Raw genomic sequence first — 12,450 nt, 5'->3', positions numbered from 1 at the left:
GCAAGCCCCACGAACAAGCCCGACGAAAAGGACTCCATGATCGAGGACGTGCCCGGCTACCGCATCTTGGAAAAGGTGGGCGAGGGTGGGTTCAGCGTGGTCTACCGGGCCTACCAGGAGCGCCTCGACCGCCAGGTCGCGCTGAAGGTGCTGTCGGTGGGCGCGGTGGGCGCGGTGGCCATGAACCGCTTCCAGCACGAGTGCCGCATCACCGGACGGCTGACCGGCCACCCCAACGTGGTGACGGTGCTGGAGACCGGCTGGACCGGCGCCGGCCGTCCCTACGTCGCCATGGAGTACTTCGAGCAGGGCTCACTGCTGGACCGGCTCCGGCGGGAAGGCCCCCTGCCGGTGCCCGACGTGCTGCGGATCGGGGTGAAGATGGCCGGCGCGCTGGCCGCCACCCATGAGAACGGCGTGCTGCACCGCGACGTCAAGCCGCAGAACATCCTGGTGTCGCGCTACGGGGAGCCGGCGCTGACCGACTTCGGCATCGCCTTGCTGATCGGCTCGCCCGACGAGGGGCACTCCCCGGCGTTCACCCCCCACCACGCCGCACCGGAGGTGCTGGCGGGCGGCCCGCCGGGCGTCCCCGCGGACCTGTACTCGCTGGGTTCCACGCTGTATCAGCTGCTGGCCGGCCTGCCGGCGTTCCAAGGACCCCCTGGAGAGGACCTGGCCGCCTTCACCCGGCGCGTGCTGCAGGAGTCTCCCCCGCCGATCCCCCGCCCCGACGTGCCCGCGCCGGTGCGGGAGGCGATCGGCACGGCGATGGCCAAGGCGCCCGAGCGGCGTTTCACGTCCGCGGTGGCCATGGCCCGGCGGTTGCAGCAGGTGCAGGGCGAGCTGGGGCTGCCGGTCACCGACCTGGCGCACAGCCCGGTGGAGGTGACCGAGCTCGGCCCGCTCCCGGGCGACCGGCCGTCCTCCCCGCTGCCCCAGGTCGCCGCCCCTCCCCCGGCCGCCGTGCGGCTTTCTCCCGCCTCCGCCCCGCGCCTGTCGCCGCAAGAGCTGGAAGAGCTGGTGTTCCACCAGAACGACGAGCCCGCCGGGGGGCCCGCCCCGGATGCGGCCGCCACCGGGCCGATGGCCGTCGCCGGCGAGCAGGCGGCGCGAGACAACGGCCGGCAGGAGGCCGAGCCCGCCGCCGGGCCGCCGCAAAGACGGCAGAAGACCGCCGGCGCCCGGCCGGCGGAGGAGCCCGAGTACCGGCCCTCCCGGCGGGTCGCCGCCGGGACGGTGATCCTGGTCGGCGGAATGGTCGGGGGGATCGTCACGGCCGGGGCGATGAGCGACAACGGCACCTCGGCCAGGGCCGGGAGAGCCGCCGTCGCCCCGCGCACCGGCACGCCCACCGCGCAGCCCCGGCCGGATCGGTCGGCGCCGGTCACGCAGGCACAGGTGCGGGCCGCCGCGCCGCGCCGGCTGCAGCTGGTCTCCGACCGGCGGACCTGGGTGCGGTTGCGCTGGTCGCTGCCGGAACCGTCGCGCCGGCTGCCGATCGTGGTGCTGCCCTCGCCCCGGGACGGCCGCCGGATGATCTCGGCGGGGAGAGGGGCGACCGGCGTCCGGGTGGACCGGCTGCGGCCGGGGACCGGATATTGCTTCCGGGTCGGGGCCATGCTCCGCACCGCCTCCGCCGGCGGCGGCCGGGCGCTGGTGGCCTGGTCGGAGCCGCTGTGCATCCGCACCGTCCGCCCGCAGAACACCTGACCGGCCCGCCGCCGGCGATCTGAACGCGCAGACCGTCCGTAACGTCCTACTGTGAGGCGATGGCGACGAGGATCGACCAGAGGTGGACGTGGACGCAGCGGGCATCGGTGAACTGTGGGATCGGCTGACCGGCACCCAGCCGGATCCGCCCTTGTGGCTGGTCGTCTGCGCCGGGGTGCTCGCGCTGGCCGCCGTGGTGCACGGGCCGACCTGGCGGGTGGCCCGCAACGTGGTCACCATCGCGCACGAGGGCGGGCATGCGCTGGCGGCGGTGCTGACCGGCCGGCGCCTGGAGGGCATCAAGCTGCATTCCGACACCTCGGGGGTGACGGTCTCGCGCGGCAAGCCGCACGGGCCGGGGATGGTGTTCACCGCCATGGCCGGCTACCTCACCCCGCCGCTGCTGGGGCTGGTGTTCGCGGCGCTGCTGAGCTGGGGCCGGATCACGTTGATGCTGTGGGCCTCGCTGGCGCTGCTGGCGGCGATGCTGGTGATGATCCGCAACGCCTATGGGGTGCTGTCGGTGGTGGCCACCGGCGCGGTGATCTTCGTGGTGTCCTGGCTGGGCAGTGCGACGGTGCAGGCCGCCTTCGCCTACCTGGCGGCCTCGTTCCTGCTGCTGGCCGGGGCGCGGCCGGTGATCGAGCTGCAGCGGATGCGCGCCCGGCAGCTGGCGCCGTCCTCCGACGCCGACCAGCTGGCGCAGCTGACCGGGCTGCCGGGGCTGGTGTGGGTGGGCCTGTTCGCCGCCGTGGCGCTGGTGGCGCTGCTGGCCGGCGGCAAGCTGCTGCTGCCCGACACCTCCGAGCTGCTGCCGCAGTTCCTGCGGGATCGCCCGTGACCGGGCGGGCTTTCCCCGCCCCCATCGGATCGCCCTGATTTGTCAGAGGCCCCCGCTAGCTTCGGGGCCGTGAGCGATCGGTGGGGTCGGGAACAGGTGCTGGCGCTGGCGCCGGACGCGGCGTCGGTGAAGGCGGCCGGCGGGGTCGCCAAGCCCGCCAAGTGGCACGGCGCCGGCTGTGATCCCCACAGCGTGTGGGGCGAGTGCAAGGGCAGCGGCAAGAGCCTGTATCGGGCGTGCGTGGAGCTGGCCGAGCCGGCGTTCCGGTGCTCGTGTCCCAGCCGCAAGATCCCCTGCAAGCACGTGCTGGGCCTGCTGCTGCTGTGGAGCGAGGGCGCCGTCGACGCCGCCGAGCCTCCGGAGTGGGTGGCGGAGTGGCTGCGGCAGCGGCGGGAGCGCGCCGCCAAGCGCAAGGCCGCCTCCGCCGCCAAGACCCCCGATCCCAAGACCGCCGAACGCCGCGAGCGGCGGGTCGAAGACGGCGTGGCCGAGCTGGACCAGTGGCTGCGCGACCAGATCGACCAGGGCCTGGCCCAGGCCGAGCACGCCTCCTACCGGGTGTGGGACGAGGTCGCCCGCAGGCTGGTCGACGCCCAGGCGCCCGGCCTGGCCGCCCAGGTCAGGTCGCTGCCCGCGCTGCGGCACGGCGCCGGCTGGCCGGAGCGGATGCTGGAGGAGTACGCCCTGCTGGCGTTGCTGGTCCGCGCCTATCAGCGGCGCGCCGAGCTGCCCGGGCCGTTGCGCGCGACGGTCCGCTCGCGGGTGGGCTTCACCGCCCGGCAGGAGGAGGTGCTGGGCGGCAAGCGGGTCCGGGACCACTGGTATGTGCTGGGCTCCCGGGAGTCGGTGCAAGAGCAGCTCACCACCCGGCGGACCTGGCTGCGCGGCGTCCGCACCGGACGGCCCGCGCTGGTGCTGTCGTTCGCCGCGCCGGGCCGCCCGCCGGAGGTGCCCTTGGCCACGGGCGCCGTCTTCGACGCCGAGCTGGCCTTCTATCCGGGGGCTCAGCCGCTGCGCGCGCTGGTGGCCGAGGAGCACGGCCCGGTCTCCGCCGTGCCGCGCGGCACCGCCATCGGCGGTCTGCTCGCCGAGTACGCCCAAGCGCTGGCCCGTGACCCGTGGCTGGAGCGCTGGCCCGCCGTGCTGGAGGGCGTGCGCCTGGCGCTTCCGCAGGGGACGCCGCTGCGGCCCGACGCGCTGCACGTCGTCGACGACCACGGCGACGCCCTGCCGTTGCGCTTCTCCGCCGGCGAGGAGTCCCGGCACGGCCCCTGGCGGTTGCTGGCCCTCTCGGGCGGCGGCCGCTTCACCTTGGCGGGCGAGTGGTCCCCCCACGGCCTGCACCCCCTGTCGGCCTGGCACGAGCAGGAAGGTCTGGTGGTCCTGTGACACCGCACTCCCCTGAGGCACGCAAACCGGCAGCGCGCGGCACGACCTTCACCGCCGCTTTTCCGGGGGAAGGGCCGCTGGGATGAGCACCTGGGCCGAACACGTCAGCACGGCGCTGCTGGGCACCCGGCGGCGGCCCGTCCCGGCGCTTGCGGTCCGCCTCGCTCCAGAAGACGACGGGGAGAGCGCGCCGCGCTCTTCCCACGGCGGCGCGGGCGGGATCCCCGCGGGGGCGGATCCCGCCGGTGCGCTGCTGGAGCAGGCCGCCGTGCTGACGGTGCAGCGGCGGGCGGGGCGGCGCGCGGGGAGCGCCGCCGAGCACGCCGTGATCGCGCCCGCCCCGGCGGAAACGCTGCCGGTGGTGCCGCCGGCGGCGGCCCGGCGGCTGGCGCAGATCCTGGCCGGCGACCGCCTGCCGCTGCTGCCGCAATGGCTGCAGGCCGCCGCCGAACGCGGCTTCAGGGTGCCCCCGGCGCTCCTGCCCGACCTGCTGGAACGGGGCCGCGCCGACCGGTCCCTGCGCCCGGCGATCATGCGGGCGGCCGGGCGGCGCGGGGTGTGGCTGGCGCTGCACAACACCGACTGGGCGTATCTGGTGAACGAAGGGGGCGACCTGGGCGACGACGACCCCCGGGTGTGGCGGACCGGCACCCGCAGCCGGCGGATCGCCTACCTGACCCGGCTGCGCGGCCGCGACCCGGGGGCGGCGCGGCGGGCGCTGGCGGACAGCTGGCGGAGCGAACCGGCCCCCGACCGGGCCGCGTTCCTGGCCACTTTCGCCCGCGGCCTGTCCCCAGATGACGAGGAGTTCCTGGAGAAGGCCCTGGACGACCGGGCCAAGGACGTGCGGCAAGTGGCGGCCGACCTGCTGGCCGAGCTGCCCGGCTCGGCCTACGGACGGCGGATGGCCGAACGGGCCAAAAGCTGCGTGCGGGTCGAAGAGCACGTGGCAGAGGGACGGCGGCACGTCCGGATCGTCGTCGAGCTGCCGCACGCCCACGACGAGGGCATGGCCCGGGACGGCATCCCGTTCCACCCGGCGGGCTCGTTCGCCCCGGCCGGCGGGTCGGGCGCCCCGGTGGGGACCCGGGCCGGGTGGCTGCGCGAGATCCTGGCGCGCACCCCGCTGGAGACCTGGACCGACCTGCTGGGGATGCCCGCCTGCGAGGTGGTGCGCCTGCCGGTGACCGGGCCGGAGGCGAAAACCGGGCGGCGCCGGGGCAAGGCGGGGGCGAAGGACGACTCCTGGGCCCGGGATGTGCACATCGGCTGGGTTCGGGCCGCGCTCCGCCTGCGCGATGCGCAGTGGGCGCGGGCCCTGCTCGCCGACGGCGCGGTGCCGGCCGAGGAGGCCGCGGCGCTGGCCGATCTGGTGGGGCTGCTGCCCGCCGGTGAGCGCGAGCCGATGGCCGCCGCCTTGATCCGGCGGCTGGGGGACGCCTCCTGGGCGCTGACGGCGCTGGAACGCATCCCCGGCCCGTGGGCCGGGGAGCTGGCCGACCTGGTGATCGAGCTGCTGGTGGCCGCGGCGCAGGAGGAGGAGCGCCGCCGCGGCGGGCGGGCCGGTCACCGGCTGGCGCCGCTGTGCAAGCTGGCCGGCACCCACCTGGCCCCCGAGGTCGCTCCCCGGCTGGCGGCGCTGGGCCTCCCCGGCTCCTGGCCGGTCCAAGAACTGATCGACAGCCTGCGATTCCGCCACCAGATGCTGCGGGAGCTCGCCTGACCTCCCGCCCGGCGGACATGACCACCACACGACCGAGAGGATCGTCACCCATGGCCGAAGCCGAAGGTTTGCGCTTCTGCGGCCGGTCCGGTGCCGCGCCGGCCGCAGAAGCGGTGCTGCGTCCGCACGCCGAACAGCAGTTCGCCGACGAGCTGGCGCGGCTGGCCGAGCACGACGACCGTCCCCGCCCGCCGGGCTGGCGGCTGTCGCCGTGGGCGGTCACCACCTATCTGCTGGGCGGCACGCTGCCGGACGGCACTGTGATCACCCCCAAGTACGTGGGGCCGCGCCGGCTGATGGAGGTGGCGGTGGCGACGCTGGCCACCGACCGGGCGCTGCTGCTGATCGGGGTGCCCGGCACCGCCAAGACCTGGGTGTCGGAGCACCTGGCGGCGGCGGTGTGCGGGGACTCCACCCTGCTGATCCAGGGCACCGCGGGCACCACCGAGGAGGCCGTCCGCTACGGCTGGAACTACGCCCGGCTGCTGGCCGAAGGGCCTTCGGAGCGGGCGCTGGTGCCCAGCCCGCTGATGCGGGCGATGCGCGAGGGCATGGTGGCCCGCATCGAGGAGCTCACCCGCATGCCCAGCGACGTGCAGGACACGCTGATCACCATCCTGTCGGAGAAGACCCTGCCGATACCGGAGCTGAACACCGAGGTGCAGGCCCGCCGCGGGTTCACCGTGATCGCCACCGCCAACGACCGGGACCGGGGCGTCAACGAGCTGTCCTCGGCGCTGCGCCGCCGCTTCAACACGGTGGTGCTGCCGCTGCCGGCCAGCACCGACGAGGAGGTGGAGATCGTCTCCCGGCGGGTGGCGCAGATCGGCCGGTCGCTGCAGCTGCCGCAGGTCCCGGCCGGGCTGGAGGAGATCCGCCGGGTGGTGACGGTGTTCCGGGAGCTGCGCTCGGGGGTGACCGTCGACGGCCGCACCAAGCTGAAGTCGCCGTCGGGCACGCTGAGCACCGCCGAGGCCATCTCGGTGATCACCAACGGGCTGGCGCTGGCCGCGCATTTCGGCGACGGGGTGCTGCGCGCCGCGGACGTGGCCGGCGGCATCGTCGGGGCGGTCGTCCAGGACCCGGTCTCCGACCAGGTGGTCTGGCAGGAGTACCTGGAGACCGTGGTCCGCGAGCGCAGCGAGTGGAGCGACTTTTACCGGGCCTGCCGCGAGGTCTCCCCGTGACCCTCGGCCGGCACGCCCACGGCGTCCCGGGAAACGGCGCGTGCACCGCCCGGACGGGCGGCGCCGGCGGGGACGCCCTCGTGGGAGGGGTCGTTTCCGCCCGGGCGGTGGCGCCGCCACGGCCGGACGGCGCACGAGGTGGAAAGGGGCGCGGTGGCACGGACTGAGATCTATGGGATCCGCCACCACGGGCCGGGCTCGGCGCGTTCGCTGCGCCGGGCGCTGGAGGAGTTCCGGCCCGATGTGGTGCTGATCGAGGGGCCGCCCGAGGCCGATGCGACCGTCGAGCTGGCCGCCGACCCGGACATGAAGCCGCCGGTGGCGCTGCTGGCCTACACCACGGACACCGCCGCCAAGGCCGCCTCCGCCGATGCCGGCGACCGGCGGCACCGCGCGGCGTTCTGGCCGCTGGCGGAGTTCAGTCCCGAGTGGCAGGCGATCCGCCACGCCGTCGGCAACGGCGTGCCCGTCCGCTTCTGCGACCTGCCCGCCGCCTGCCAGCTGGCCGACCGGCCGGAGAGCACGGACGGCCCGCCCGGAGCCGACGGCCAGGCCGGTGAGGGCGATCCTCCCGCCTCGCAGGCCGCCGCGGAAGAGCCCGCAGCGCACGACGGCGCCGCGGGAAGCGGCGGCGGGGAGGCCGAGCTGATCCGGCTGGACCCGCTGGGGTGGCTGGCGCAGGCGGCCGGTTACGACGACGCCGAACGCTGGTGGGAGGACGTCGTCGAACACCGCGGCGAAGGACCGTCCCCGTTCCCGGCGATCGCCGAGGCGATGGACGTGCTCCGCCGGGAGGCGGAGGAAAGATCCGCCCGGGGCGAGCAGGTCGTCTCGGAGGCGTACGCCCGGCGGGAGCGGCGGCGCGAGGCGTACATGCGGCGGACGCTGCGGCGCACCCTCAAGGAGGGGTATCAGCGCGTCGCGGTGGTCTGCGGGGCCTGGCACGTGCCGGCGCTGCGGGCCGATGTCCCGGCGAGCCGGGACGAGCAGGTGCTGCGCGGGCTGCCCAAGGAGAAGGTGGCGGTCACGTGGGTGCCGTGGACGCACGGACGGCTGGCGCAGTGGTCGGGGTACGGCGCGGGCGTGCGCTCCCCCGGCTGGTATCACCACCTGTTCACCTCTCCGGACCGTCCGGTGGAGCGGTGGCTGACCGAGGCGGCCCGGCTGCTGCGGGCAGAGGACCTGCACGTCTCCTCCGCCCATGTGATCGAGGCCGTCCGGCTGGCCGAGGCCCTGGCCGTGCTGCGGGGACGCCCGCTGGCCGGGCTGGAGGAGGTCACTGAGGCCACCCGGGCGGTCCTGTGCGAGGGCGCCGAGGAGCCGCTGGCGCTGATCCAGCGGCGGATGGTGGTGGGCGAGCGGCTGGGGGCCGTTCCCGCCCGCACGCCCATGGTGCCGTTGCAGCAGGATCTGCGGGCCGCGCAGCGCCGCCTGCGGCTCAAGCCGTCGGCCCTGGTCAAGGAGCAGGATCTGGACCTGCGCAAGCCGCTGGACCTGGAACGCAGCCGCCTGCTGCACCGGCTGCGGCTGCTGCAGGTGCCCTGGGGCCGGCCGCAAAGCGCCGCTGGCCGTTCCAAAGGCACCTTCCGGGAGAGCTGGACGCTGCAGTGGCAGCCGGAGTTCGACGTCGCGCTGATCGAGGCCGGGGCGTGGGGCACCACGGTGCGCGGCGCGGCCGATGCCCGGGCGCGGGCGCTGGCGGCCGAGGCCACGGCGCTGGCCGAGCTCACCTCGCTCGTCGAGCAGCGCCTGCTGGCCGATCTGGGCGAGGCGCCGGCGGCGGTGATGCGGGCACTGGCCGATCTGGCCGCCACCGATCAGGACGTGGCCCATCTGATGGCGGCGCTGCCGCCGCTGGTGCGGGCGCTGCGTTACGGGGACGTGCGGGGCACCCCGACCGGCCCGCTGCAGGAGGTGGTCGACGGGCTGGTGGTGCGGATCTGCGTGGGGCTGCCGCCCGCCGCGCGCGGCCTGGACGACGATGCCGCCCGCGAGCTGCTGGAGCGCATCAACGCGGTGCACGAGGCCGTGTGCCTGCTGGCCTCCCCGGCGGACGGGCGGGCCCCCGCCGGACGGCCCGCGGCGAAGGAGCATCTGGACCGCTGGCAGGACACGTTGGCCGCGCTGGTGGACCGGCCCGGGCTGCACGGGCTGCTGGAGGGACGGCTGACCCGGCTGCTGCACGACGCCGGGCGCCTGGCAGACGTCCCCGACCGGATGGCCCGGGCGGTGTCGGTGGGGCAGGAGCCCGCCCGTGCCGCCGCCTGGATCGAGGGTTTCCTGTCCGGCGGCGGTTTGATCCTCGTCCACGACGAGGCGCTGCTGCGCCTGGTGGACGGCTGGCTCGCCGGCCTGCCGGCCGACTCGTTCACCGACGTGCTGCCGCTGCTGCGCCGCACGTTCGGCCGGTACGCCGCGCCCGAGCGGCGCGCCATCGGCGAACGCGCCCGCAGGCTCGGCGACCCGGCCGCCGGCCGCCCGGCCGCCGAAGACCTCGACCCGGCCCGGGCGCTGCCCGCGGTCCGCACGGTCGCTCAGATCCTGGGCCGGCCCGCATGAGGCACAGGACGCCCGCCCCGGGCGTCCACGTCCACGGGCCGGGAAAAGCCCGCTGAAAAGCACACGGCACCGGACGAGATGAAAAGACCGGCGAATCCCGGATCGCCGCAGGCCCGGCGGCGATCCGGGAGGCCGCCGCAACGGCTTGGAACGGAGATCGCATGCAGACCGACGAGCGGCTCAGGCGCTGGCGGATGGTGCTCGGCGGCCCGGACTGCGACGGCACCGGGGTGCGGCTGACCGGCGACGACGTTCGCATGGACGCCGCGCTGGAGGCCCTCTACGGGGGCGGCGACGGGCCGGACGGCGGCGGGCGGGGCCGCAGCCGCCAGGGTGGGCTGGGGGCGTCCGCGCCGAAGGTGGCGCGGTGGCTGGGCGACATCCGCGCCTACTTCCCCTCCACGGTCGTCCAGGTGATGCAAAAAGACGCCATCGAGCGGCTGAATCTGACCGAGCTGCTGCTGGAGCCGGAGATGCTCGAGGCGGTGGAGCCCGATGTGCACCTGGTCGGCACGCTGCTGTCGCTGAACCGGGTCATGCCCGACCGGGCCAAGGAGTCGGCGCGGGCCGTGGTGCGCAAGGTCGTCGGCGAGCTGGAAAAGCGGCTGGCCCAGCGCACCCGTTCGGCGGTGAGCGGGGCGCTGGACCGGTCGGCGCGCGTGCAGCGTCCGCGTCGCCCCTCCGATGTGGACTGGCACCGCACGATCCGCGCCAATCTGCGGCACTACCTGCCGGAGCGGGGCACCGTGGTGCCGGAGCGGCTGATCGGGTACGGCCGCAGGCAGCAGGCCGTCAAGCGGGATGTGGTGCTGGCCATCGACCAGAGCGGTTCGATGGCCGCCTCGGTGGTGTACGCCGGGGTGTTCGGGGCGGTGCTGGGGTCGATGCGGTCGCTGCGGACCTCGCTGGTGGTCTTCGACACCGCCGTGGTGGACCTCACCGATCATCTGCACGACCCGGTGGAGGTGTTGTTCGGCACCCAGCTGGGCGGCGGCACCGACATCAACCGGGCCATCGCCTACTGCCAGGGGCTGATCACCCGTCCCCGGAATTCGATCCTCGTCCTGATCAGTGACCTGTACGAGGGTGGGAACCGCAAGGAGATGCTCCGGCGGGTGGCCGAGCTGACCTCGGCGGGAGTTCAGGTGATCGCGCTGCTGGCGCTGTCGGACGAGGGCGCCCCGGCCTATGACCACGACAACGCCGCCGCTCTGGCCGCGATGGGGGTTCCGGCGTTCGCCTGCACTCCGGACGCCTTCCCCGACCTGATGGCCGCCGCGATCGAACGCCGCGACCTCAAGGAGTGGGCCGAACGGCACAAGTGACCTCCGGCGGCCGTCCCGTTCCCTCTTTAAGAGCGTTCTCCCTTTCCCGATGGGGTCGTCGTCCCTTAGAGTCTGAATATATGAGCAGCTCTTCATATGAACAGACATTGGCCCCGGAGCCGCCCGTCGCGCCCGCCCCACAGGCCGCCTCCTTCGGCGACGGATGCGCGGTGCGGATGGTCGACCGGCAGAAGGTGGCGGAGGTGGTCGCCGCCATGCCGGCAGAGGAGACGATCGCCGAGCTGGCGCAGGTGTTCGGGCTGCTGGCCGACCCGGGACGGGTCCGGGTGATCACCGCGCTGCTGGAGGGCGGGGAGATGTGCGTGTGCGACATCGCGGCGGCCTGCGGCAGCAGCGAGTCGGCGGTCTCGCACGCGCTGCGGCTGCTGCGCGCCCACCGGGTGGTGCGGGTGCGGCGGGCCGGCCGGCGGGCCTACTACCGGCTCGACGACTCCCACGTCCGGATGCTGCTGGACCTGGCGCTGGCGCACGTGGGGCACCGCGCGGAGGCCCCGGCGTGACCGCCGCTTTCCCGACCCCGCTCTGGAAAGGGACGATCCGGGACGAAAGAATGCTGGATCGTTCCGTCTCGGTCCGCTGCCGCCCGGCCGATGCGGGAGGGCGGGGGCATCACCACCGGGCCGAGCGGGAATGCGGCGTCGCAGGGGTCGGCGCGGTGCTGAGCGGGAGGCTCTGATGGGTGCAGGGCACGGTCACGGGCACGGCCATGGGCACGCCGTCTCGGCCACGGCCGACCGGCGCTACCTGGCCGGTGCGCTGGCGCTGATCGTCGCCTACATGTCGGCCGAGGTGGCCATCGGGCTGATCGCCCGGTCGCTGGCGCTGCTGTCGGACGCCGCGCACATGCTCACCGACGCGTTCGCCATCGCGTTCGCGCTGATCGCGATGCGGATCGCGGCGCATCCTCCCAAGGGCGGCTACACCTATGGGCTGCGCCGGGCCGAGATCCTGTCGGCGCAGCTGAACGGGCTGACGCTGATCCTGCTGGCGGCCTATTTCGTGTACGAGAGCGTGCACCGGCTGCTCGACCCGCCGCAGGTGGCCGGCGCGCTGGTGTTCTGGACGTCGCTGAGCGGCATCGCCGTCAACCTCGCCGCCACCTGGCTGATCGGCAGGGCCGACCGGGCCAGTCTGAACGTCGAAGGCGCCTTCCAGCACATCCTCAACGACCTGTACGCCTTCATCGCCACCGCGGTCGCCGGACTGGTGGTGTGGACGACCGGTTTCGCCCGCGCCGACGTGATCGCCTCGCTGGTGGTGGCCGCCCTGATGGTCAAGGCCGGCTACGGGCTGCTGCGGGACGCCGGGCGGGTGCTGATGGAGGCCGCCCCGGCGGGGATCGACCCGGCTGAGATCGGGGCGCGGATGGCCGGGCGGGCCTGTGTGCAGGAGGTCCACGATCTGCACGTGTGGGAGGTGACCTCCGGCTACCCGGCGCTGTCGGCGCACGTGCTGGTCGAGCCCGGCGGCGACTGCCACGCCGTCCGCCGCGACCTGCGGCAGATGCTCGCCGCCTTCTACGGCATCACGCACACCACCTTGGAGGTGGACCACATCGGCGAGCCCGGCACGCCGTGGGACGGGCAGGAGCACTGCACGGACGCCCACGGCCCCCGCCACCTCTCCGACGCGCCTCCCGGGCCGCCCCCGCAGCCCGGCGGGGCCGTGTGCGGGCATTGAGGTCCGTCCACG

General features: G+C 74.8%; 9 protein-coding genes. All 9 read left to right on the top strand.

Going from position 1 to position 12,450, the window contains the following annotated elements; genetic code table 11:
• Positions 1-36 precede the first annotated feature (36 nt).
• Positions 37-1,713, top strand: coding sequence for a protein kinase domain-containing protein (locus tag TCUR_RS09115; RefSeq protein ID WP_012852203.1), 1,677 nt, complete (start codon positions 37-39; stop codon positions 1,711-1,713).
• 82 nt (positions 1,714-1,795) lie between these two features.
• Positions 1,796-2,554 (top strand): M50 family metallopeptidase, encoded by a 759-nt coding sequence (locus TCUR_RS09110; RefSeq protein ID WP_012852202.1) that lies wholly within the window; start codon positions 1,796-1,798, stop codon positions 2,552-2,554.
• A gap of 69 nt (positions 2,555-2,623) precedes the next feature.
• The gene (locus tag TCUR_RS09105; RefSeq protein WP_041439448.1) at positions 2,624-3,943 is read left to right on the top strand and encodes an SWIM zinc finger family protein; all 1,320 of its coding nucleotides are present in this window, start codon (positions 2,624-2,626) and stop codon (positions 3,941-3,943) included.
• An 82-nt stretch (positions 3,944-4,025) separates the two neighbouring features.
• On the top strand, positions 4,026-5,666 hold the full coding sequence (locus tag TCUR_RS28325; protein ID WP_012852200.1) for a DUF5691 domain-containing protein: 1,641 nt from the start codon (positions 4,026-4,028) through the stop codon (positions 5,664-5,666).
• A 50-nt stretch (positions 5,667-5,716) separates the two neighbouring features.
• Positions 5,717-6,853: an ATP-binding protein gene (locus TCUR_RS09095; protein ID WP_012852199.1), complete on the top strand. Its 1,137-nt coding sequence runs from the start codon at positions 5,717-5,719 to the stop codon at positions 6,851-6,853.
• Positions 6,854-7,006: 153 nt separating this feature from the next.
• Positions 7,007-9,412: a DUF5682 family protein gene (locus TCUR_RS09090; protein ID WP_012852198.1), complete on the top strand. Its 2,406-nt coding sequence runs from the start codon at positions 7,007-7,009 to the stop codon at positions 9,410-9,412.
• 161 nt (positions 9,413-9,573) lie between these two features.
• Positions 9,574-10,737, top strand: coding sequence for a VWA domain-containing protein (locus tag TCUR_RS09085; RefSeq protein ID WP_012852197.1), 1,164 nt, complete (start codon positions 9,574-9,576; stop codon positions 10,735-10,737).
• A gap of 80 nt (positions 10,738-10,817) precedes the next feature.
• The gene (locus TCUR_RS09080; protein ID WP_012852196.1) at positions 10,818-11,258 is read left to right on the top strand and encodes an ArsR/SmtB family transcription factor; all 441 of its coding nucleotides are present in this window, start codon (positions 10,818-10,820) and stop codon (positions 11,256-11,258) included.
• 175 nt (positions 11,259-11,433) lie between these two features.
• Positions 11,434-12,438: a cation diffusion facilitator family transporter gene (locus tag TCUR_RS09075; RefSeq protein WP_012852194.1), complete on the top strand. Its 1,005-nt coding sequence runs from the start codon at positions 11,434-11,436 to the stop codon at positions 12,436-12,438.
• Positions 12,439-12,450 lie beyond the last annotated feature (12 nt).

It is taken from the genome of Thermomonospora curvata DSM 43183, assembly GCF_000024385.1.
GTDB classification, from domain to species: Bacteria; Actinomycetota; Actinomycetes; order Streptosporangiales; family Streptosporangiaceae; genus Thermomonospora; species Thermomonospora curvata.
Note: the sequence above shows the minus strand (reverse complement) of the source record. Positions and strands in the feature narration are given on the sequence as shown.

What these genes read in the sequence shown, in the direction of transcription:
- TCUR_RS09085 (WP_012852197.1), top strand. Translation starts at nt 9,574, where the DNA reads ATGCAGACCGACGAGCGGCTCAGGCGCTGGCGGATGGTGCTCGGCGGC.
- TCUR_RS28325 (WP_012852200.1), top strand. Translation starts at nt 4,026, where the DNA reads ATGAGCACCTGGGCCGAACACGTCAGCACGGCGCTGCTGGGCACCCGG.
- TCUR_RS09075 (WP_012852194.1), top strand. Translation starts at nt 11,434, where the DNA reads ATGGGTGCAGGGCACGGTCACGGGCACGGCCATGGGCACGCCGTCTCG.
- TCUR_RS09115 (WP_012852203.1), top strand. Translation starts at nt 37, where the DNA reads ATGATCGAGGACGTGCCCGGCTACCGCATCTTGGAAAAGGTGGGCGAG.
- TCUR_RS09080 (WP_012852196.1), top strand. Translation starts at nt 10,818, where the DNA reads ATGAGCAGCTCTTCATATGAACAGACATTGGCCCCGGAGCCGCCCGTC.
- TCUR_RS09095 (WP_012852199.1), top strand. Translation starts at nt 5,717, where the DNA reads ATGGCCGAAGCCGAAGGTTTGCGCTTCTGCGGCCGGTCCGGTGCCGCG.